The sequence below is a fragment of the Lysobacter sp. M15 genome (assembly GCF_022662515.1).
GTDB lineage: Bacteria > Pseudomonadota > Gammaproteobacteria > Xanthomonadales > Xanthomonadaceae > JAKPBU01.
The window spans coordinates 67,977-88,346 of the sequence record NZ_JAKPBV010000014.1 but is presented as its reverse complement, the minus strand read 5'-3'; the positions used below and the strand labels follow the sequence as shown (position 1 = coordinate 88,346).

The following is a 20,370-nucleotide window of genomic DNA, read 5'->3' as shown; positions in this document are numbered from 1 at the left end:
CCTGGTGCGCCCGCCGATGCGCCGCTTGAGCCTGGCTGGAGCGTTCGCATGGTGCGTCCTGCTGTGTGCGGGCGTGTGGGTGCCGGCTTGGGCGCAACAGCTCGCGGCCATACCGCCGCTGGACTCGCCGGTGGTCGATACCACCGGCACGCTCGACGCGGCCAGCAAGCAACAGCTCGAGCAGCAGGCCCTGGCGCTGCAGCAGCGCAAGGGCAGCCAGTTGCAGATCCTGCTGGTGCCGAGCACCCAGCCCGAATCCATCGAGCAGTACACCCAGCGGGTATTCGACCAATGGAAGCTCGGCCGCAAGGGTGTGGATGACGCGGTGCTGCTGGTGGTGGCCAAGGACGATCGCGCGGTGCGGATCCAGCCCGGGTATGGGCTGGAAGGGGCGATACCGGATATCACGGCCGGTCGGGTCATCCGCGAATATCTGGCGCCGAAGTTCCGCCAGGGCGATTACGCCGGCGGCCTGATCGATGCCACCGCGCAGCTGGTGAAACTCATCGACGGCGAGCCGCTGCCCGAACCGATGACCCGGCAGGGTAGCGAGGGCGGTGAGGGCGGCGGCGAGGGCTGGCTGTTCGCGCTGTTCGCGGCTTTCATCGTGGCCCAGGTGGCGCGCGGCATCTTCGGGCGCCTGCCGGCGGGCTTGCGCGGGTTGCTCGGCGGCGGCGCCAGCGGTGCGATCGCCTGGCTGCTGTCGTCGGTGCTGCTGGTGGGTGGCCTGGGCGCGGTGATCGGATTCGTGGTCGGCCTGATTTCGGGCGGAGGTGGCGGGCGCTACGCGCGTGACCGCGGCTGGGGCGGTTTCGGCAACGGCCCGTGGATCGGGACCGGCGGCGGGGGCGGTTGGGGCGGCGGTTCGTCGGGCGGCGGCTGGTCCGGCGGCGGCGGCATGAGCGGGGGCGGTGGCGCCTCCGGCAGCTGGTGAGGGCGTGGGAATGAGACTGCTGCGCCATCTGTTCGCGCGCCCGGCCCGGGCCACGTTCCCGGAAACCAGCCTGCAGCGCATTTCGGCCGCAGTCGCCGAGGGCGAGCTGCGGCATCGCGGCGAGGTGTGTTTCGCGGTGGAGGCTGCGCTGGAGCTGCCTGCGCTCTGGGCCGGACGCGATGCCCGCGCCCGCGCTCACGAAGTTTTCGCCCAGCTGCGGGTCTGGGATACCGCCGCCAACAACGGGGTGCTGGTGTACCTGCTGCTGGCCGACCATCGCATCGAGATCGTCGCCGACCGCGGCCTGGATGGGCGGGTCAGCGACGAACAATGGCGCGGCGTGTGCCAGCTGATGGAGGAGCGGCTGCGCTCCGGCGATGCCGAAGACGCTGCGGTCGCCGGCATCGCGGCGGTCTCGGACCTGCTCGCGGAGCATTTCCCACGGGTCGCCGAAGACGTCGACCACAACGAGCTGCCCGATCTTCCGCACCTGCTGTAGGGCGGGCCCAGGCCCGCCTCGTCGGGACCGCGGCTTCGCCCTACGCAGCCGCCAGGCGTCGCTGCGCCGTCCTGCCCGACTTGCGTTGCGACCCGGCGTCGGTGCATCCATCGGCACGGCCGGAGCGGGGAATCCCGGTACACGGCGATGCCTTGAAACGGTGCGGATGCGCGAAGCAGTGCGCAGCACGGCACAATAGCGCGACGCATCCCATCGGCCCGGCCACGCATGATCCAGCTGCACCAGATCGACCCGATCGCCTTCCGCCTCGGGCCACTGCAAGTCCACTGGTACGGAATCATGTATCTGCTCGGCTTCGCCACCGCATGGTGGCTGGGGCGGCGCCGCATCCGCGCCGGCCGGCTGCCGGGCGTGGATGATCAGGGGTTCGGCGATCTGCTGTTCTACGGCATGCTCGGGGTGGTGCTGGGCGGACGGATCGGCTACGTCCTGTTCTACGCGTTCGGCGATTTCCTCGCCAATCCGCTGATGCTGTTCAAGGTGTGGGAAGGCGGCATGAGCTTCCACGGCGGCTTGCTGGGGGTGGCGGCGGCGGTGTTCTGGTGGGCGCGCAAGCGGCGATTGCACGTGTTCGACGTGATCGATTTCGTTGCGCCGCTGGTGCCGCCGGGCCTGGGTCTGGGCCGGCTCGGCAACTACATCGGCGGCGAGCTCTGGGGCAAGTACACCCAGGCCGGCTGGGGGGTAATCTTTCCGCGCGCGGAATCGACCCTGGCGGGCATGCCGCCAGCGCAGCTGCAGGCCCAGTACGCGAGCGGCGCGCTGGATGCGCTGGCGCGGCACCCCTCGCAGCTGTACCAGGCGGTGCTGGAAGGGCTGGTCATGTTCTGCGTGCTCTGGTGGTATTCGCGCAGGCCGCGCCCGCGCTATGCCGTCGCCGGCCTGTTCGCGCTGATGTACGGCTGCTTCCGCTTCCTGGTGGAATTCGTGCGCGTACCGGATGCGCAGCTGGGCGAGGGCGGTTACCTCGCCTTCGGCTGGCTGACCATGGGCCAGGTGCTGAGTACGCCGCTGATCCTGCTGGGACTGTACTGGCTGTGGCTGTCGCGGCGCTCACCCACGCTGCAACCAGCGGCGCCTTGACCGGAACCCGCGTGCGATGAAGCAGTACCTCGACCTGTTGCGTCACGTCCTCGAACACGGCACCGAGAAGGCCGACCGCACCGGCACCGGCACGCGCAGCGTGTTCGGATGGCAGATGCGTTTCGACCTCGAACAGGGTTTTCCGCTGGTCACGACCAAGAAGCTGCATCTGCGCTCGATCGTGCACGAGCTGCTGTGGTTCCTGAAGGGCGAAACCAACATCGCCTATCTCAGGGAACACAAGGTCGGTATCTGGGACGAGTGGGCGGATGCGGCCGGTGAGCTCGGCCCGGTGTACGGCAAGCAGTGGCGGCGCTGGGCGGCGGCCGACGGCACCGAGATCGACCAGATCCGGTGGGTGTTGGACGAAATCAGGCGCAATCCGGATTCGCGCCGGTTGATCGTGAGCGCCTGGAACGTAGCCGACCTGCCGCAGATGGCGCTGATGCCCTGCCATACGCTGTTCCAGTTCTATGTCGCCGACGGCCGGCTCAGCTGCCAGCTCTACCAGCGCAGCGGCGACATCTTCCTGGGCGTGCCGTTCAACATCGCCAGCTACGCGTTGCTGACGCATATGGTGGCGCAGGCCTGCGGGCTGCGAGTCGGCGATTTCGTGCACACGCTCGGCGACGCGCACCTGTATTCGAACCATTACAAACAGGCACGCGAACAGTTGTCGCGTGCACCGCGGGCGTTGCCGACGTTGCGGCTCAAGCCCGACGTGACCGACCTGTTCGCGTTCACCTACAACGACATCGCGTTCGAGGGCTACGATCCGCTGCCGGCGATCAAGGCGCCGGTCGCAGTGTGACCCCCGCATCCGCCAATCCTGCGCAGGCCGCGGCTTCGCTTTTGCTGAATGGTGGAAAAAGTCGCTGGACCCCCGCCTGCGCGGGGACGACGAATTCAGGATCCGGAGATCGTGGATGGCCGTCCGTTCGCTCGTATTGATCGCCGCACTCGATCGCGATTTCGCCATCGGCAGGGGCAACCAGCTTCCATGGCACCTGCCCGATGACCTGAAGCGCTTCAAGGCGCTCACGCTGGGCAGGCCGGTGCTGATGGGGCGCAAAACCGCCGAATCGCTTGGCCGGGCGCTGCCGAAACGCAGCAACCTGGTGCTGACCCGCTCGGGTCAGGTGCCGTTCGCGGGCATGCGCGCCGTCGCCTCGCTGGACGAGGCGCTCCGCTTCGCGGCCGACGAAGCCGGGGAGCTGTGCGTGATCGGCGGCGGCGACGTGTTCGCGCTGGCGCTGCCGATGGCCCTGCGCATGCACCTGACCCACGTCGACACGCGGGTGGATGGGGCCGACGCGTTCTTTCCGCGGTTCGATCCGGATGCGTGGACCGTCGAGGCGCGCGAGCGCCACCCGGCCGACGCGGCACATGCCTTTGCGTTCGAGTTCGTCGATTACGCGCACAAGCGGTAGTCTGCGTCACTTCCGGACCTCGCCGGCGTGGCGCCGATGCCGGATCAAGTCCGGGGCAGGCTCTAGGTCGTGCGGCCGGGCACCTGGACGATGCGCAATTCTTCGCTGTCGAGCTGCAGCGCGGTGAGCTTGCCGCCCCACACCGCGCCGGTGTCGATCGCATGCACGCCATGGCCGATGAACAGGCCCAGCGTGCTCCAGTGGCCACAGACGATCTTCAGGTCGCGCTCGACCCGACCGGGGACTTCGTACCACGGGTACAGGCCGGGTTGCTGCGTTCCCGGCGCGCCTTTTTCCTCGAATGCGATGCGCCCTCGCGGGGAGCAGTAACGCAGCCGGGTGAAGATGTTGACGATCGCGCGCTCGCGATCGATTCCGGCCAGCTTGGGCGACCACGCGGGGCGGTCGCCGTACATGTTCTTGAGCAGGCGGCGATAGCCGTCGCCCTGCAACCGGGCTTCGATCTCGCGCGCATGCTTTTCGGCCAGCTGCGTCGTCCACTTCGGCGCCAGCCCGGCGTGGACCATCAGCCAGCCGAGCGCACGGTCGGCATGCGCCAGCTTCTGCATGCGCAGCCAGTCGAGCAGCTCGCGCGCATCCTCCGCGAACAGCACGCGCTGCAGGTCCGGATTGACCCGCTTCTGCTCCTCGGGCCTGCGCTCACCGATGGCGAGCAGCGACAGATCGTGGTTGCCGAGCACGACGATGCTGCGTTCGCGCAGCGAATGCACCAGGCGCAGCGTTTCCAGCGATTCGCCGCCACGGTTGACCAGATCGCCGCAGAACCACAGCTGATCGCGCGCCGGATCGAACGCAAGCCGCTCCAGCAGGCGCTGCGTCGCGCCGTAGCAGCCCTGGAGGTCGCCGATTGCCCAGACAGCCACGTCAGGCCCAGTCCTAATGCAGCGTGCGCGGCACGGACAGGGTGAACGGCGGAATCGGCGCGTCGAAGCGGGTACCGTCGTCGCCGGCCATGTCGTAGCTCCCTTCCATGGTCCCGACCGATGTGCCCAGGACGGCGCCGGAGGTGTAGGTGAACTGCTCGCCCGGTTCCAGCCGCGGCTGTTCGCCGACCACGCCTTCGCCGCGCACTTCCTCGACCTTGCCGTTGGCGTCGGTGATGATCCAGTGCCGGTTCAGCAGCTGCGCGGGCAGCCGACCGAGGTTGCGGATGCGGATGGTGTAGGCGAAGGCGTAGCGGTCCGCCTCCGGGTCGGACTGCTCGTCCAGGAATTGCGTGGCGATGCTGATCTCCAGCGCGTAGTCGGACTGCTCGTTCATGGGCACAGTGTATGCAATCGGTGTGAACTTCAGGCCAAGCCCGGCACTGCACGCACGCATGGGGTGTGCATGTAGGACGCCTCAGGCGTGCGGTTCTGCGGGCTCCGGCTTCGGTGTGTCCGATAACCGCGCGAAATCCGTCACCGACAGCTGCTCGGCGCGCGCACCCGGATCGATACCGGCCCTTGCGAATCCGGCTTCGTCGCACACGCCCTTCAGCGCATTGCGCAGGGTCTTGCGCCGCTGGCCGAAACCCGCACGGACGATGTCGGCAAAGCGTTTCGGGTCGGCGATCCCGGCCGCATCGGGCGGACGCGGCACCAGCCGGACCACGGCCGAATCGACTTTCGGCGGCGGACGGAATGCGCCGGGAGGCACGTTCAACAAGGGCGTGACGCTGCAATATGCCTGCAGCATCACGCTCAGACGCCCGTAGATTTTGCTCCCGGGCGCGGCGGCCATGCGATCGACGACTTCCTTCTGCAGCATGAAATGCATGTCGCGGATCGTCGTCGCGTGATCGATCGCATGGAACAGAATCGGCGAGGACAGGTTGTAGGGCAGGTTGCCGACCAGTCGCAGCTTGCCGTCGGCGGGCGCCAGTTCGCGCGCCAGCGCGGTGAAATCCACGTCCAGCACGTCGGCGGAAATGATCCGCAGCCGGCCATGCGCGCGTGCCGCCTCGCTTAGCGGCGCGATCAGGTCGCGATCGAATTCGATGGCGGTCAGTTCGCCGTGGCGATCGAGCAGAGGAAACGTGATCGCGCCCTGGCCGGGCCCGATCTCGACCAGACAGTCGCCGGGCTGGGGATCCACCGCCTGCACGATCCTCGCGACGATGCCGCGCTCGTGCAGAAAGTGCTGGCCTAGCGACTTCTTGGCCGGTTCGGTGAACGCCATCGGTGGTCTCAGAGCAGCCGCGTGCCGAGCGGCACGTCTGCGTCGGGCACGCACAGCACCACCGCGTCGTTGGCGTCATGAAAACCTGTAATCAGGCATTCCGACATCACCGGACCGATCTGCTTGCGAGGAAAGTTGACGACGCCCACGACCAGGCGGCCGACCAATTCTTCGGCCGTATAGCGCGCCGTGATCTGCGCGCTCGACTTGCGCACACCGATGTCCGCGCCGAAATCCACCCGCAGCACATAGGCCGGCTTGCGGGCCTGGGGAAACGGCTCGGCCGACAGCACCCGGCCGACGCGCAGCTCCACCTTCATGAAATCGTCCCAGGCGATCTCCGGCATGTCATGGTCTCCGCTCATGCGCGCATCGAGGTGCGGGCGATGGCCATCCGCGCGCAGGTGTCGATAGCGGCGAACAGGCTGGAAGGATCGGCGGTCCCGCGGCCAGCGAGGTCCAACGCCGTGCCGTGATCGACCGCGACCCGCGGGTAGGGCAGGCCCAGGGTGATGTTCACCGCCTGCTCGAAGCCGCTGTACTTGAGCACCGGCAGGCCCTGGTCGTGGTACATCGCGAGCACCGCGTCGCATTCGCGCAGCTTCGCCGGGAGGAAGGCGGTATCCGCCGGAAGCGGGCCGAGCAATCGCATGCCGGCATCGCGCAGCGCGGCGATGACCGGTTCGATCACGTCGATCTCCTCACGGCCCAGATGCCCGGCTTCGCCCGCGTGCGGGTTAAGGCCCAGCACGGCGATGCGCGGGGTGTCGATGCCGAAGTCGTCGCGCAGTGCCGCGTGCACGATCTGCAGCGTGCGCCGCAGGGATGACGCGTCGATCGCGTCGGCCACTGCGCGCAGCGGCAGATGGGTCGTGGCCAGCGCGACGCGCACGATGTCGTTGGCCAGCATCATCACCACTTCGCAGCCGGCCTGCTCGGCCAGCAGCTCGGTGGTGCCGGTATAGGGGATGCCGCCCTGGTTGATGGTGGCCTTGTGCACCGGGCCGGTCACGAGGCCGTCGCAGATGCCGTCCAGACAGGCCTGCGCGCCGGCGCGCAGCGCGGCGACCACGGACACCGCATTGGCAGGATCGGGCGCGCCGAAGGTGTGAACGCCAGGGTGCGGAAATGGGACTGCCTGGAAGGCCGGCAGCGCGACACCGATCGCATGCGCGGCGCGTTCGATCGCGCTGCCGTCGCCGTAGACGACCAGTTCGGCATCGACGTTGCGCGCCAGGGCGCGCGCGCAGAGTTCCGGACCGACGCCGGCCGGTTCGCCCGGCACCAGCGCCAGCCGCGGGCGTCGCATATCAGCCGCCGCTTGGGGGCGGAGCCGGGGCCGGTGCAGGAGGCGCGGCGGGCGCGGGAGCAGTAGGGGGAGCCGTGTTCGCCGGGGTGGCGCCGGCCCCGCTGCGGACGTCGACGAAGGCCTCGCCGCGCATCTCGCGCAGGAATCGCGTCCATTCTTCCTCGAGCTTGCGCTGGCCGATGGTCTCGCGGACCTGTGCCCGTCGATTCTCATCGCCGGTATTGGTCTGGCGCTCGGCTACCCGCTGCACGATGTGCCATCCGGCTTCGGTCTTGAACGGTGCCGACACCTGCCCGTCCTGAAGCCCTGCGACCTGGGTGCCGAACTCGGCCCCGAACTGGTCCTGGGTGAACCAGCCAAGATCGCCGCCCCGCGCCGCCGTCGCCTTGTCCTCGGAGTTCTCGGTTGCGATCGCGGTGAAGTCCGCACCGCCTTCGATCCGTGCACGCAGGGTATCGATCTTGGCCTTCGCGGCGCTTTCGTCCACGCCTTCGCCCGTTCGCACCAGGATGTGCCGCGCCTGGTACTGGGTGACCGTGGACGGCGCAGCCTGCGAGGCGTCACGGGTTTCGACCAGCTTGAGCAGCTGGAACCCGCTCGGCCCTCGTGTCGGGCCAATCACCTGGCCCGGCTGCATGCTGCTGATCGTGGCGGCGAATGCCGTCGGGATCTCGCTGAGGCTGCGCCAGCCCAGATCGCCGCCCTCCAGCGCATTCTGGCTGTCGGAATAGCGCACCGCGGCGGCCGCGAAGTCCATCTCGCCCTTGTCGATCAGCGCCTTGATGCCTTCGATCTTCTGTTGGCCTGTGGCGATCTGCTCGGGCGTAGCGTTCTCCGGCAGTGCGACCAGGATGTGGGCGAGGCGGTATTGGGCGCTGCCTGCTGCCTGCTGGCTGGAGAGCGCGGCGTCGACTTCGGCGTCGCTCACGCTGATCCGGCTCTGCGCGAAACTCTGGCGCAGACGCTGGATGACCAGTTCATCGCGCAGCGAGCTGCGGAAGTCGGCGAACGACCCACCCTCGCGCGCGACCTGCTGGCGCAGCTGGTCCAGGCTCATGTTGTTCTGCTGGGCGATCCTGTTGATCGCCGCGTCCACTTCCTCATCGCTGACGCGCAGGCCGGTTTCAGCCGCGCGCGCCACCTGCAGCCGGACCATGACCAGGCGCTCCAGGACTTGTCGTTCCAGGATATCGCGAGGCGGAAGCTGGTCCTGGCGATTCGCGTACTGGGTCAGGATATTGCGCGTGGCCCGGTCGAGTTCGCTCTGCAGGATCACGTCTTCATTGACTACCGCCGCGATCCGGTCGAGGGGCTGCGCCTGGACTGATGCGCAGAGCAGCACGCCGGAAACCAGCGCGGAGACAAGCAGTTTCTTCATAGGGTCGTGGGATCTTGCAGGCTGTCGTCGTCGCCGGCCCGCGCTTCGGGCGGCGGAACGAGGTAGAGGTCCTCGCGGTCGTAACCGAGGATAGCACGGCGCAGGCGGCCTTCCGTGTCGGGTCCGGCCGAGCCCAGGCCCTTGAGCTCGATCTCCAGCTGGATGGCATCGTTCAGTTCGCCGGTCCGGTTGCGCATGTAGCGACGTGCGACCAGGCGCGCTGCGAGGCAGCAGCTGTCCCACTGCACGCCGAAGATGCCTTCCAGCAGCGTTGGTTCGATGTCCCGCGCCGGATCGTCCAGAAGCGAATAGTAGTAACGGCCCACCAGACTCCAGGCCGGGGTCAGCGGGTAAAGGAACGACAGGTCCACCTGTTTGAGCAGGTCGACGCCGGTGGAAGGGTTTCTGCGATAACGATAGCCCAGGTTGACGATGCCCTCGTCCCCGATCAGATAGCGGGTGCGGATGCTGGCCAGGTTGCTGCGGCTGAACTGCGGATCCCACTGGTAGGAAGCGCCGATGGTCCAGCGGTCGTTCACCGCGTAGTTCGCATCGGCCACCCAGGCGGACTTGCCGCGCTCGATGCCCGGGTCCGCAAGGCTGAGCCCGACCCGCGAGTCGTCGAAGTACCTGATCTGGCCGATGCTGGCGGTCAGTTTCTCGCGTCCATCGGCCTGCCGGATCAGGCGGCTCGTCAGGGCCAGGGTGAGCTGGTTGGCGTCAGCCTGCCGGTCCGCGCCGCTGAAGCGGTTGTCCCGGAACAACTGTCCCCAGCTGAAGGTCATCCCGGAGGTATCGAACAGCGGCAACGCGTCCTGGTCGCGATAGGGTGCGTTGAGATAGAACAGGCGTGGTTCCAGCGTCTGCAGAAAACCGGTGCCGCCGATACTGGTCTCGCGATCGAAGAACAGACCGGCGTCGAGCGAGGCGATCGGCAAGCTCCGTGAAGGGCTGTCATCGCGGAGGCTGTCCACCAGCGCGCCGGTAATCGGAGTTGTCGTTCCCGCAACAGCATCGACCGCGCGGGCGTACGCGATAGAGTCGCTCATGCCGTCGTCCAGCTGGTAGCCGGTATAGCGCCAGGCCAGGGTCGGCTTGACGAACCAGCTCGCTCCTTCGAGCGGCATGCTGACGAAAGGCTTGAGGTCTATGCGGCTCCCACCCGGCCGCAGTTCGTAGTCGAGCACGGTGCCGTCCGCCAAGGTCTGCGCGATGCCTGTGTCGTCGATATGCTGGAAGCGCACGGCCTCGGCATCGACGCCCGCTGCGAACCAGCGACCCAGCGGTTGCTCCCAACGCGCAAATGCGCGCGGCAAACGGTCGTAGGGAAGCTGGTACTCGCGGATGGTGTAATCGGCGAGCTGCTTATGGTCGGCCATCAGTCCCGCACCCCAGTAACGGCCCCGTCCGTACACGCCGATGTCGCTGGAGATGGAATAGGACGTGACCCCGTCGAGCGTGCTGCTGAAATCCTCGAGGTAGCGGGGATCGCTGATCCAATTAAGGTTGGTGCGTGCCTGCCACGCTGGGCTGATGTTCTGGAATCCCCTGAAGCCGAATCTGCCGCGGTCGTCCTTGCGCCGGTTGTCCAGGTCGTAGCCGTGTTCCAGGAACTCAGCCAGTTCCTCGTCCTTCTTGTCGTCGGTTAATCCGTCCGAGGGCAGGTACGACAGATCCAGGGTTCCTCTGCCCGTGGGCGTGAGATAGCGGAATTCGTTGCTCAGCATGAGGCCGCGGTTGGTCATCAGCCGCGGCGAGAGCGTGTCGTCGTAGTTGGGCGCCAGGTTGAAGTAGATCGGCTGCCGCCAGTCGAATCCGTTGCGGCTGTTCATGCTGATGCTCGGGTAGAGCAGGCCCGTGCGGCGCCGGTCGTCCAGCGGGAAGGGAAACCACGGTACGTACAACACCGGCACCTTGCCCACCCGGAGCACGGCATTGCGTGCGACGCCTGTGCCTTCCGCGGTGTCGACGTCGATGCGGTCCGCCTGCAGCTCCCACATGCGCTGGCTCGGCGGGCAGGTCGAATAGGTCGAGTCGTAGAGGGATCCCTGCGTGCCCTGCAGCTGGATCTGCTCGGCGCCGCCGTTGCCGCGTTGCTCGGTCAGCTGGTAGCGCACGTTCTGGATGTTGTGGCTATCGGCTTCCTGGTCGCCTTCGGCGCTGTCGGCGACCAGCCGCATACCCGCGTCCTGGTAACGCACGTTGCCCTTGGCGGTGTACCGGTTGGTGGCGCTGTCGAAGGTCAGGTTGTCCGTGCCCAGGAACTGGTCGCCGCGGGTCAGCGCGACGTTGCCGCTGAAGGTGGTGGCCAGGCCTTCGGTGCCGGTGACCGCATCGCCCAGGATGTCGGTGGGCAGTTGAGCGCGCTGATCGGGCGAGGTTTCGCTGGTACCGGTGTCGCCGAACGCAGGCACCGCATCCTCGATCGGGCACAGCCTCCACTCGTCCGAGCGCTCGTTCGTCTGGGCTTGGGCCTGGAGCGACAGCGCAATGCACAGGGGTAGCGGCAGCAACGCGAGGGATCGGCGCACGCGGCGTTATTCCGGTCGAAAAGCGGCCGTTAGCTTGCCCCATCCCTTGCCCTGGGGCAATGCGAAGGGGAGGGCCCCAGATCGGCCGGTGCGAACGATGCGTCGGCGCCGAGCATCCCCTGAAACGCCGCCTGAACGAAGCGATCGGCTCAGCCCTTGAGCGCGGCCACGTGAGCCACGCTGCACTCGGCCAGCGCCTGCAGATCGTACCCGCCTTCCAGCGCAGAGATCACGCGTCCGGCCGCATGCCGGTTCGCGAGCAGCACCAGCTCGGCCGTCAGCCAGCCGAAGTCGTCGGCATCGAGCTGCATCTGCGCGAGCGGATCGCGCCAATGCGCATCGAAACCGGCGGAGACCAGCAGCAGTTGCGGACGGAACTCGTCGATCGCCGGCAGCAGGGCCTGCTCCCATGTTTCGCGGAAGCGCCGGCTGCCGGCGCCCGGCGACAGGGGCGCATTGCGGATATTGCCTGCGCCACGATCGCCCGCGCTTCCCGTCCCGGGATAGAGCGGCGACTGGTGCGAGCTCAGGTACATCACCCGGGGTTCGTGCTGGAAAACATCCTGTGTCCCGTTGCCGTGGTGCACGTCGAAATCGACGATCGCCACGCGTGCAAGCCCGTGCCGCGCCAGCGCATGCGCCGCGGCAACGGCGATGTTGTTGAACAGGCAGAACCCCATCGCCGTGTCGGCAGTGGCGTGATGGCCGGGCGGCCGCACTGCGCAGAACGCGCGGACGGCTTCGCCGCTGCATGCGGCGTCGACCGCCGCGACCAAGGCGCCGGCGGCGCGCAGTGCGGCTTCGGCGGATTGCGGCGAGAGCATGGTGTCGGGATCGAGCGCGACGATGCGGTCGCGCTGAGGCGCCAGGACGGCCTCGAGCAGTGCCGGGGAGTGCACGCGCAGCAGTTGTTCGCGCCCGGCACGCGGTGCCGATTGCCAGTCGAGGTCGTCGAACGCGGCGCGCAGCGCTTCGATCACGGTGGTGAGCCGCGGCGGCCGTTCCACATGCCCTGGCCCGGTGTCGTGCGCCAGGCACGCCTCGTGGGTGTAGATGCGCACGCTCATCTCGCCTGCGACCCGGTGCTCAACGGTGGCGGCGTTCGTGCTTCCACAGCACTTCGCCCAGGCCTTCGGCGCGGGCCAGCACCCGTGCCAGCACGAACAGCAAATCCGACAGCCGGTTGAGATAACGCACCGCCTGCGGCCGCACCGGATCGTGGTGCGATAGGGTGACGGTCTCGCGCTCGGCGCGGCGCACGATCGTGCGGGCCATGTGACAGCGCGCTGCCGCTTCACCCCCGCCCGGCAGGATGAAATCCTTCAATGCGGGCAGGTCGGCGTTGTAGCGATCCAACTGCTGCTCCAGCCGGTCCACATCCTCGTCCTGGATCGCGGCATGGCCGGGAATGCAAAGTTCGCCACCGAGATCGAACAGTTGGTGCTGCACCGAGGTCAGCAGCTCGCGTACGTCGGCCGGCATCTCGCTGGCCAGCAACAGGCCGATCGCGGAATTGGCCTCGTCGACGGTGCCGTACGCGGTGACCCGAGCCGAATCCTTCGCCACCCGCGTGCCGTCACCGAGCCCGGTCGTGCCGTCATCGCCGGTGCGGGTGTAGATCTTCGAGAGGCGGTTGCCCATGAGGCGTACGGAATTGGGAATGAGCAGCGGGAAGCCGAAAACCTTTGGCGTCGACAATTCCCTATCCGCGATTCTCCATCCCCGTCTTCGTCACACCGTCTGCGCGCGCAGCATCGGGAGCTGGCGGCGCAGCAGTGCGAAACCGCCGAACAGCAGCGCCGAATAGAACAGCGTGCCGAGCACGGTCCACTGGAAGAACGGGATGCCCGCGGCATAGGCGGCCACAAGGCCGGCGCCGTTCTGCGGATACATGGTCGAACCGAGCCACGCGCCGAAGTTGGTGACCAGGAAGAACAGCGCCGAACCGAGCAGCGAGTAGCCCAGCACCCTCGCGCCGCCGACCTTGCCGCGCAGGCCGAAACCGAGCACCGTGGAAACGGCGATGCAGCCGTAGACCAGCCAGAAGCTGGTGCTGGCGAAGTAGTTGGCGAACGAATAGCTGCCGCCGTTGAGCGCAGCCAGCACCACGTCCGAGATCAGCATCGCCGCCAGCGGAACCAGCACCGCCCAGGCGCGCGAGGCGAAGTAGGCGCCGCCGAACAGGGCGATCGCCTCGACTGGCGAGAAATTCGGCGGATGCGGCAGCAGGCGGCTCATGGCCGCGGCCACGATCATGGCCACCAGCACCCATGGGCCGGGCGCGATACTGCGGTTCGATTCGAAGCGGTTCATCTGGTCCGAACGAAAGAACGGAAGGAGCCGCTAGCATAGCGCAATGACCCCAGCCAGCCCCGAGATCGCTGCCTCGCACGAAGTCGTCATCGTCGGCGGCGGGCTGGTCGGCGCCAGCCTGGCGATCGCGCTCGACCGGATCGGCGTGGACACCGCATTGGTGGAGGCGACGCCGGCAGGCGCACTACCGCCGGTCTTCGACCAGCGCAACCTGAGCTTCGCCGAGGCCAGCGTCAACGCGCTCACCGCCCTGGGCGTCATGCAGAAGCTGCGTGCGCCGACCGGACCGATCCGTCGGATCCATGTCAGCCGCATGCGTGAGCTGGGACGGGTGATACTCGACGCCGCAGCTTACGGTCGCGAAACTTTCGGACAGGTCGTCGTCGCGCGCGATTTCGGCGAGGCGCTCGAAGCCCGGCTGCTCGAATGCTGGCGCCTGTCGCGTTACCGCCCGGCGCGCTTCGCGGGTTTCGTCGCTGCGAGCGGTTCCAGGGGGCGGGTGATGCGGATCGAGGATGACGCAGGATCGCGCCTGATAGCGGCGCGCCTGGTCGTCGCCGCAGACGGTACCCGCAGCGGGGTGCGTGCCGACCTGGGCATCGCAGCCCGGGAATCGAGCTACGACCAGATCCTGTTCGTCGCCCGGGTGCGCACCGGGCGCCCGCCCGACGGCATTGCGTATGAGCGCTTCGGCAACGACGGTCCAACCGCCCTGCTGCCGCGCGGCGACCGTCACTTCGGCGTCGTCCATGCAGTGGCGGCACATGAGGCCGACGCCGTGGCCATGCTGGGCGAGTCCGGTTTCCTGCAGCGACTGCAGATGGTCTTCGGCTGGCGCGCAGGCCGGTTTCTCGCCTGCGGTCCGCGCAGCGCCTATCCGGCGATCCGGCTCGTGTCCGAACGCACCACCGCGCCCGGCGCGGTGCTGGTGGGCAATGCCGCGCAGACGCTGCATCCGATCGGAGCGCAGGGCTTCAACCTCGGCCTGCGCGATGCGTTAACGCTTGCCGAGCTGATCGAAGGCGAAGGCATCGATGCGATCGATGACGGCCTGCTGCAGCGCTACGCGCAGCGTCGCAGCGAGGATCGCGCGCGCACCTTGGCGTTTTCCGACGGATTGGCGCGGCTGACCGCGAACGACGCACCGTTCGCATCCGCCGTGCGCGCGCTGGGCCTGTTCGCGGCGGACCGGATGCCGGCATTGCAGGCGTCTCTGGTGGGCGGTGCGATGGGCTTTCGCGGCGACGTGCCGGCGCTTTGCCGATCGGGCGATGTCCGATGAGCCGGCGATCGCGGCTCGATTGCGTGGTGGTCGGTGGCGGCGTGGTCGGCAGCGCCTGCGCGCTGGCGCTCGCGCGGGAAGGTTTGCAGGTCACCCTGGTCGAAGCGGCCCAACCGCAGGCCTGGTCGTCGCAGCATCGCGACCTGCGGGTGTACGCCTTTGCACCCGACAATGCCGCGCTGCTGGACGCGCTCGACGTGTGGGAGTCGGTGCGCAATGCGCGCGCGCAGCCGTACCGGCGCATGCGGGTCTGGGATGCAGCGGGCGGCGGTGAACTGAGCTTCGATGCCGACACCCTGGGCCGTCGCGAACTGGGCTGGATCGTCGAGCATGGACTGCTGGCGGATCGTCTTTGGCACGCGCTGGCGCGCGCAGGCGTGGACCTGCGTTGCCCGGCGCGGGTCGAGGACTGCCATCAGGACGATGATGGCGTGCGCCTGACGTTTGATGATGGCGGCCACATCGACGCCCGGCTCGCGGTCGCGGCCGATGGGGCCGACTCCAGTCTGCGCCGGCTGCTCGGCATCGAAGTGGCTGCACGCGACTACGAACAACAGGGCGTGGTGTGCTACGTCGCGAGCGAGCGGCCGCACGAGGCAACGGCGTGGCAGCGCTTCCTGCCGGGCGGGCCGCTGGCCCTGCTGCCATTCGCCGACGGCGACTGTTCGATCGTCTGGAGCCTGCCGGGGGCCGAGGCCACGCGTGTGCTGTCCATGGACGACGCGGCATTTTCGCGGGAGCTCGATGTCGCATCCGACCTGCGACTGGGGCGCCTGCAGCCGACTTCGCGCCGCGCGGCGTTTCCGCTGCGGCGTCAGCTGGCAAAGGACTACGTGCGTGGGCGGGTGCTGCTGCTGGGCGATGCGGCCCACGTGGTGCATCCGCTGGCCGGGCAGGGCGTCAATCTGGGGCTTCGCGACGTGAGCGCATTGGCTGCCTCGGTTCACGCCGCGCAGGCGGGTCGCGCGGACTTCGCTGCGCCGCAGCGCCTGGCACGCTGGGCACGGCAGCGACGCAGCGAGAATGCGATGGCGACCTATGCCTTCGAAGGCATCCACCGCCTTTACACCCATCCCGGCATGGCGGCGACCCTGCTCCGTGGCCATCTGCTGGGCGCGGCCAATCGGCTGCCGCCTGTGGCGGCCATGCTATGGCGGCGGGCATCCGGAACACGCTCGGGGGAAGTGGGCTGACGGATGCGGAGCCAGTTGCAAATGAACAAAAAAGCCCCGCTCGCGGGGCTTTTTCCCAACAGCAACGTTTGAGCGTCAGGGCGTGGCTGGGGCCGGGATGGTCACGGTTTTGCCGCTGGGCACGGAGCGAATGGTGACCGTACCCTGGGCCTGGACGCCTGCCTGCACCGGAGCGGGCGCTGACGCGTTTGCAGCACCCACGGCCGCTGCAGCAGCTTGTTCGGCCGTGGCCGCGGCGGTTCCGGCTGCCGCAGCGGCATCGGTCGCGGCACCGGTCGCAGCCTGCGATGCAGCGACCGCATCGGACGCAGCAGCAGTGCCGGCATCGACCGCCGCCTGAGCGGCGTTCGCGGTCTCGGCGGCGCTGGCGGCAGCATTGGCACTGGCCTGCGCATCCACCGCAGCCTGGCCGGCGACGTCGGCGTTCGCCGCGGCCTGTGCCTCACCTTCCACGGTGGTCGCGCCCGCCAGCTGGGTGACGGCAGCGGCGGCGGCCTGCTGCGCAGCCTGGGCGTCAGTGCTTGCCTGCTGTGCGTTTTCCGCCGCAGCTTCGGCATTCTCATCGACAGTCTGCGTGGCCTGTTCCTGCGGGGTGACCTGAGCGGTGTCCTGCGCGAAGGCAGCGCCGGCCAGGCTCATGGCGGCCAGCACGGCCAGGGCAAGTGGACGGATCGATAGATGCTGGGTCATTGCGGATGCCTCATCGGGGGAGCGGCGCACGCTAGCCCCATGCGGATCAACCCCGCGTAAACCGCCGCAACGCGGGCTGAACGTGTCCCGGTGATCGCGTCAGGACGTCACGGGAAGGCAGATGGCCTCAGTCGTCGAACCAGCGCAGCATCTCCTGGTAGTCGAGCGTGCGGTTTCCGTCGCTATCGAGGGCGACATACGCACGTAACAGGTACTTGTCCCCGCTCGCCTCGCGACGGCTGATGGCACCGTCATGATCGATGTCCATTGCATCGAACATCGCGCGATGGTCGCGGGCGGGTGGTGCAGGAAGGTGCGAGGTTACGGTGGTGGTATTGCCCTGCGCGTCGGGCAGGGTGGCGGTGCCGGTCACGGGTGACGCGGCGTTCGGGAGGGGTTGAGGCGTTGCAACTGGGATGGACTGGGGTGCTGTAGCCGGGGCAGGCGGGGGTGTTGGGGTCTGCTGTGCAGCAACATTGCCTATCGACCCGATAGCCAGCGCGACCGCAGCAAGGCATATGGTCTTCATCGCTGTCGTCCGGTGTGGGGACGCGCGTACCGTAATCCGGCGGTGGTCAATCCACCGTCAACCTGGCGGATCTGAACGCGGGCTTGCGGCGGGTCCGGAAGTGTGGGCCTGACGCTGCGGCAAGGACACGTATCGCGCGTGTCCGCCGGTTGCTCAATACCTCTGGCCGCCGCTTGCCCCGTACTGGCGCAGCACGTTACAGGCGGCCGCACGTGCGAGGTCGCGCACCACCTCGATGCCGCGCCGGTTGAGTTCGCCGACCCAGTCGGCCGGAAGCGGGCCTTCGTCGAATTCGGTCAGCGCCATCACGTCCTCACTGCGCGCGCCGATCAGGAGCCGGTCGATGCCGGCCCAGATCGTCGCACCGTAGCATTGGCAGCAGGGCTGCGACGAGGTCGCCAGCGTGAAGTGCCCCAGCCGGTTGCCGGCTTCGTCCATGTTGAGACGGGCACGCTGCAATCGCTGCTGGGCAAGCATGTAGGCCATGTTCTCGGCGTGCGCGAGCGTGCATGTCAGCGGAAGCACGCGGTTGACGCCGACCGACACGATGCGGTCGTCGCCGTCGAACACCGCCGCGCCGAAAGGACCGCCGCTGCCGGCATCGATATTGTGGGCAGACAGTTCAATCGCCAGCGCGACCTTGTCCTCGTCGCTGGCATAGCGTCGCGTCGTGTCGACCGCGTCGTGGATCCAGACGGGCAGGGTGAGGTGGATCTGCGCCTTGAGCATCACTGGGCGACGGGCTGCACACCGCCGTCGGCGGATTCGCACTTGCCCGCGTTGCAGCTGCACGCGGAGATCTCCCGGAACCCGCAGACCGATGCCATGCCGGTCTTCGCGCATTGCGCGCGTACGCCTTCCGGGTCGGTCGGGCTGTTCTTGTTGACGCAGGCCGGGTAGTAGCCGCAGCAGTTGCCGACATCCTTCACCGTGCAGTCGGCATCGGTCCTGCAGCTGGCGTCGATCACGACTGTTCCGCCCTTCACCCGCTGCGGCGGGAGCGGATCGCTCATGCGCGGCGGCTTCGCCGGTTTGACTGCCGGAGTCTGCGGCGCGGTTGCCTGGGCCTGCGGCGCCGCGTCACTGTTTCCCGCCTGTTGGTTCGGCGCGGCGCAGGCGCCCAGCACCAGCGCGAGTACGGTCGCAATAGCATGGCAACGCAACCCGGGCATGTTCATCCTCCCTTCTGGGTCCAGGTATCGCGCAGGGTGACGCTGCGGTTGAACACGGGCGCATCACTGCGGTGGTCGTGGCGGTCAGCGACGAAATAGCCGATCCGCTCGAACTGGAACGACTGCTCCGGCGCAGCTTGCGCCGCGGCGGGCTCGACGTAGCCGGTGACGGTCCGGCGCGATTCCGGATTGAGGTAGTCGGTGTAGGTCTTGCCATCTTCCTCGTTGTCGGGGTCGGCCACGGTGAAGAGCCGGTCGTAGAGGCGGATCTCGGCCGCCACCGCGTGCCGGGCGCTGACCCAGTGGATCGTGCCCTTGACCTTGCGGTTGGCCCCTTCCATGCCCGGGCGCGAGTCCGGATCGAGTTCGCCGACCACCTCGATCACAGTGTCGCCGGCCTTCACCACGTCGGTGCAGCGGAAGATGCCGGCGCCACGCAGGCGCACTTCGCCGCCCACGGTCAGGCGCTTGAAGCCTTTGGGCGGCACTTCCTCGAAGTCCTCGCGTTCGATCCACAGCTGGCGGGAGAACGGCACCTGGCGGACCCCGAACGCATCGTCCTTCGGATGGTTGGGGAAATGCAGGGATTCCTCGTGCGCCTCGGGCAGATTGGTGATGGTCAGCTTCAGCGGGTCGATCACGGCCATGCGCCGCGGCGCCGCGGCGTCCAGGTCGTCGCGCAGCGCGCCTTCCAGGATCGAGATATCGAGCAATGAGTTCTGCTTGCTGATGCCGACCCGGTCGACCATCAACCGCAGCGCCGAGGGCGTGTAGCCGCGGCGGCGGATGCCCTGCAGGGTCGGCATGCGCGGATCGTCCCAGCCATCGACCAGGCCGCCCTCGACCAATGCGAGCAGCTTGCGCTTGCTCATCACCAGGTAATTGAAGTTCAGGCGCGAGAACTCGATCTGACGCGGTTTGGCGGCTTCGAACGGCAGGCCCCGGTCGGTCAGCGGCTTCACCAGTTCCGGGGAATGTGCCAGATCGACCTTGTCCACGCACCAGTCGTACAGCGGGCGGTGGTCCTCGAACTCCAGCGTGCACAGCGAATGGGTGATGCCCTCCACTGCATCACTGAGCGAGTGGGCGAAGTCGTACATCGGATAGATCGGCCAGGCATCGCCGGTGTTCTGGTGGGTCACGTGCTTGATCCGGTACAGCGCCGGATCGCGCAGGTTGATGTTGCCCGCGGCCATGTCGATCTTCGCGCGCAGGGTGCGCGCGCCATCCGGGAATTCGCCTGCGCGCATGCGCCGGAACAGATCCAGGTTCTCGTCGACGCCGCGGTCCCGGAACGGCGAATTGCGCCCCGGTTCGGTCAGGGTGCCGCGATATTCGCGCACCTGCTCGGCGCTCAGGTCGCAGACGAAGGCGTCGCCCTGGCGGATCAGCTTCTCGGCGGCCAGGTACAGCACCTCGAAGTAGTCCGACGCGTGGCGCAGCGCGTGCCAGTCGAAGCCGAGCCAGTGCACGTCCTCCTGGATCGCGCGCACGTACTCCGGGTCTTCCCGGGACGGATTGGTGTCGTCCAGGCGCAGGTTGCAGTCGCCGCCGAACTCGGCGGCGATGCCGAAGTCCAGGCAGATCGCCTTGGCGTGGCCGATGTGCAGATAACCGTTGGGCTCGGGCGGGAAGCGGGTACGGACGGCCTGCTGCCTGCCGCTGGCCAGGTCGTCGCGCACGATCTGGCGGATGAAATCCTGGCGCACGGATTCGGGTTTTCCGGCGTCGGGGATCACGGGCGTGGGTATGGCGGATTCAGGCAGCGACATGGGGAGTGAATAGGGAAAACCATCAGTCTATCCGAGCGCCTCTTCCCCGCTTG

The 20,370-nt window shown here is 67.9% G+C and carries 21 protein-coding genes and 1 pseudogene; 7 read left to right on the top strand and 15 right to left on the bottom strand.

Annotation, left to right across the window (positions count from 1 at the left end):
• The first annotated feature begins 16 nt into the window (after positions 1–16).
• The 5 genes from MC380_RS14560 (at position 17) to MC380_RS14540 (ending at position 3,967) form a co-directional block, all read left to right on the top strand.
• Positions 17–934, top strand: coding sequence for a TPM domain-containing protein (locus tag MC380_RS14560; RefSeq protein WP_242165595.1), 918 nt, complete (start codon positions 17–19; stop codon positions 932–934).
• 10 nt (positions 935–944) lie between these two features.
• Positions 945–1,433 carry a TPM domain-containing protein gene (locus MC380_RS14555; RefSeq protein ID WP_242104674.1) on the top strand — a complete coding sequence of 163 codons (489 nt, stop codon included), beginning with the start codon at positions 945–947 and terminating at the stop codon, positions 1,431–1,433.
• A gap of 228 nt (positions 1,434–1,661) precedes the next feature.
• On the top strand, positions 1,662–2,537 hold the full coding sequence (gene lgt, locus MC380_RS14550) for a prolipoprotein diacylglyceryl transferase (protein WP_242104675.1): 876 nt from the start codon (positions 1,662–1,664) through the stop codon (positions 2,535–2,537).
• A gap of 16 nt (positions 2,538–2,553) precedes the next feature.
• Positions 2,554–3,348, top strand: a complete 795-nt coding sequence (locus MC380_RS14545) for a thymidylate synthase (protein ID WP_242104676.1) — start codon at positions 2,554–2,556, stop codon at positions 3,346–3,348.
• A 115-nt stretch (positions 3,349–3,463) separates the two neighbouring features.
• On the top strand, positions 3,464–3,967 hold the full coding sequence (locus tag MC380_RS14540) for a dihydrofolate reductase (protein ID WP_242165594.1): 504 nt from the start codon (positions 3,464–3,466) through the stop codon (positions 3,965–3,967).
• 71 nt (positions 3,968–4,038) lie between these two features.
• Here the strand turns inward: MC380_RS14540 and MC380_RS14535 are convergent.
• The 10 genes and pseudogenes from MC380_RS14535 to MC380_RS14490 all read right to left on the bottom strand — a co-directional run.
• Positions 4,039–4,851 (bottom strand): annotated as a pseudogene (locus MC380_RS14535) (symmetrical bis(5'-nucleosyl)-tetraphosphatase); the annotation flags it as partial.
• 13 nt (positions 4,852–4,864) lie between these two features.
• Positions 4,865–5,248: a Co2+/Mg2+ efflux protein ApaG gene (gene apaG, locus MC380_RS14530; RefSeq protein WP_242104678.1), complete on the bottom strand. Its 384-nt coding sequence runs from the start codon at positions 5,246–5,248 to the stop codon at positions 4,865–4,867.
• An 81-nt stretch (positions 5,249–5,329) separates the two neighbouring features.
• Positions 5,330–6,148 (bottom strand): 16S rRNA (adenine(1518)-N(6)/adenine(1519)-N(6))-dimethyltransferase RsmA, encoded by an 819-nt coding sequence (rsmA, locus tag MC380_RS14525; RefSeq protein WP_242165592.1) that lies wholly within the window; start codon positions 6,146–6,148, stop codon positions 5,330–5,332.
• A gap of 8 nt (positions 6,149–6,156) precedes the next feature.
• Positions 6,157–6,495, bottom strand: a complete 339-nt coding sequence (locus MC380_RS14520; RefSeq protein ID WP_242104680.1) for a tRNA-binding protein — start codon at positions 6,493–6,495, stop codon at positions 6,157–6,159.
• A gap of 14 nt (positions 6,496–6,509) precedes the next feature.
• On the bottom strand, positions 6,510–7,457 hold the full coding sequence (gene pdxA / locus MC380_RS14515; RefSeq protein ID WP_242165590.1) for a 4-hydroxythreonine-4-phosphate dehydrogenase PdxA: 948 nt from the start codon (positions 7,455–7,457) through the stop codon (positions 6,510–6,512).
• A 1-nt stretch (position 7,458) separates the two neighbouring features.
• Positions 7,459–8,835 carry a peptidylprolyl isomerase gene (locus MC380_RS14510; RefSeq protein ID WP_242165588.1) on the bottom strand — a complete coding sequence of 459 codons (1,377 nt, stop codon included), beginning with the start codon at positions 8,833–8,835 and terminating at the stop codon, positions 7,459–7,461.
• Positions 8,832–11,366 (bottom strand): LPS assembly protein LptD, encoded by a 2,535-nt coding sequence (lptD, locus tag MC380_RS14505; protein ID WP_242104683.1) that lies wholly within the window; start codon positions 11,364–11,366, stop codon positions 8,832–8,834. The genes MC380_RS14510 and lptD overlap by 4 nt, the downstream gene beginning before the upstream one ends.
• A gap of 149 nt (positions 11,367–11,515) precedes the next feature.
• Positions 11,516–12,427 (bottom strand): histone deacetylase family protein, encoded by a 912-nt coding sequence (locus tag MC380_RS14500; RefSeq protein WP_242104736.1) that lies wholly within the window; start codon positions 12,425–12,427, stop codon positions 11,516–11,518.
• A 25-nt stretch (positions 12,428–12,452) separates the two neighbouring features.
• Positions 12,453–13,007, bottom strand: coding sequence for a cob(I)yrinic acid a,c-diamide adenosyltransferase (locus MC380_RS14495; protein ID WP_242165925.1), 555 nt, complete (start codon positions 13,005–13,007; stop codon positions 12,453–12,455).
• Between the two features lie 90 nt (positions 13,008–13,097).
• A complete protein-coding gene (locus MC380_RS14490; RefSeq protein ID WP_242104684.1) occupies positions 13,098–13,679 on the bottom strand; it encodes a DUF6580 family putative transport protein in 582 nt (193 codons plus the stop codon).
• A gap of 64 nt (positions 13,680–13,743) precedes the next feature.
• Here MC380_RS14490 and ubiH point away from each other — a divergent pair, with 64 nt between their 5' ends.
• Positions 13,744–14,961, top strand: a complete 1,218-nt coding sequence (gene ubiH, locus MC380_RS14485; RefSeq protein ID WP_242165923.1) for a 2-octaprenyl-6-methoxyphenyl hydroxylase — start codon at positions 13,744–13,746, stop codon at positions 14,959–14,961.
• Complete coding sequence (locus MC380_RS14480) at positions 14,958–16,154, top strand: FAD-dependent oxidoreductase (RefSeq protein ID WP_242165586.1); 1,197 nt, start codon at positions 14,958–14,960, stop codon at positions 16,152–16,154. The genes ubiH and MC380_RS14480 overlap by 4 nt, the downstream gene beginning before the upstream one ends.
• Positions 16,155–16,229: 75 nt before the next feature.
• Here the strand turns inward: MC380_RS14480 and MC380_RS14475 are convergent, their stop codons facing one another.
• From MC380_RS14475 to MC380_RS14455, 5 genes are all read right to left on the bottom strand, one after another.
• On the bottom strand, positions 16,230–16,844 hold the full coding sequence (locus tag MC380_RS14475) for a hypothetical protein (protein WP_242104686.1): 615 nt from the start codon (positions 16,842–16,844) through the stop codon (positions 16,230–16,232).
• Between the two features lie 127 nt (positions 16,845–16,971).
• Positions 16,972–17,217: a hypothetical protein gene (locus MC380_RS14470; protein WP_242165583.1), complete on the bottom strand. Its 246-nt coding sequence runs from the start codon at positions 17,215–17,217 to the stop codon at positions 16,972–16,974.
• A 309-nt stretch (positions 17,218–17,526) separates the two neighbouring features.
• On the bottom strand, positions 17,527–18,102 hold the full coding sequence (locus MC380_RS14465; RefSeq protein ID WP_242165581.1) for a nucleoside deaminase: 576 nt from the start codon (positions 18,100–18,102) through the stop codon (positions 17,527–17,529).
• Complete coding sequence (locus MC380_RS18030; protein WP_343223587.1) at positions 18,102–18,545, bottom strand: hypothetical protein; 444 nt, start codon at positions 18,543–18,545, stop codon at positions 18,102–18,104. Before MC380_RS18030 ends, MC380_RS14465 begins: the two co-directional genes overlap by 1 nt.
• 2 nt (positions 18,546–18,547) lie before the next feature.
• On the bottom strand, positions 18,548–20,317 hold the full coding sequence (locus tag MC380_RS14455; protein WP_242165577.1) for a glutamine--tRNA ligase/YqeY domain fusion protein: 1,770 nt from the start codon (positions 20,315–20,317) through the stop codon (positions 18,548–18,550).
• Positions 20,318–20,370: the final 53 nt, after the last annotated feature.

Bases quoted from the DNA above. Each gene is read 5' to 3' on its own strand.
- MC380_RS14480 (WP_242165586.1), top strand. From the start codon at position 14,958: ATGAGCCGGCGATCGCGGCTCGATTGCGTGGTGGTCGGTGGCGGCGTG.
- MC380_RS14555 (WP_242104674.1), top strand. From the start codon at position 945: ATGAGACTGCTGCGCCATCTGTTCGCGCGCCCGGCCCGGGCCACGTTC.
- MC380_RS14490 (WP_242104684.1), bottom strand. From the start codon at position 13,679: ATGAACCGCTTCGAATCGAACCGCAGTATCGCGCCCGGCCCATGGGTG.
- MC380_RS14560 (WP_242165595.1), top strand. From the start codon at position 17: ATGCGCCGCTTGAGCCTGGCTGGAGCGTTCGCATGGTGCGTCCTGCTG.
- MC380_RS14495 (WP_242165925.1), bottom strand. From the start codon at position 13,007: ATGGGCAACCGCCTCTCGAAGATCTACACCCGCACCGGCGATGACGGC.
- MC380_RS14520 (WP_242104680.1), bottom strand. From the start codon at position 6,495: ATGCCGGAGATCGCCTGGGACGATTTCATGAAGGTGGAGCTGCGCGTC.
- lgt (WP_242104675.1), top strand. From the start codon at position 1,662: ATGATCCAGCTGCACCAGATCGACCCGATCGCCTTCCGCCTCGGGCCA.
- MC380_RS14475 (WP_242104686.1), bottom strand. From the start codon at position 16,844: ATGACCCAGCATCTATCGATCCGTCCACTTGCCCTGGCCGTGCTGGCC.
- apaG (WP_242104678.1), bottom strand. From the start codon at position 5,248: ATGAACGAGCAGTCCGACTACGCGCTGGAGATCAGCATCGCCACGCAA.
- MC380_RS14540 (WP_242165594.1), top strand. From the start codon at position 3,464: ATGGCCGTCCGTTCGCTCGTATTGATCGCCGCACTCGATCGCGATTTC.
- rsmA (WP_242165592.1), bottom strand. From the start codon at position 6,148: ATGGCGTTCACCGAACCGGCCAAGAAGTCGCTAGGCCAGCACTTTCTG.
- MC380_RS14455 (WP_242165577.1), bottom strand. From the start codon at position 20,317: ATGTCGCTGCCTGAATCCGCCATACCCACGCCCGTGATCCCCGACGCC.
- MC380_RS14545 (WP_242104676.1), top strand. From the start codon at position 2,554: ATGAAGCAGTACCTCGACCTGTTGCGTCACGTCCTCGAACACGGCACC.
- MC380_RS18030 (WP_343223587.1), bottom strand. From the start codon at position 18,545: ATGCCCGGGTTGCGTTGCCATGCTATTGCGACCGTACTCGCGCTGGTG.
- pdxA (WP_242165590.1), bottom strand. From the start codon at position 7,457: ATGCGACGCCCGCGGCTGGCGCTGGTGCCGGGCGAACCGGCCGGCGTC.
- MC380_RS14465 (WP_242165581.1), bottom strand. From the start codon at position 18,102: ATGCTCAAGGCGCAGATCCACCTCACCCTGCCCGTCTGGATCCACGAC.
- MC380_RS14510 (WP_242165588.1), bottom strand. From the start codon at position 8,835: ATGAAGAAACTGCTTGTCTCCGCGCTGGTTTCCGGCGTGCTGCTCTGC.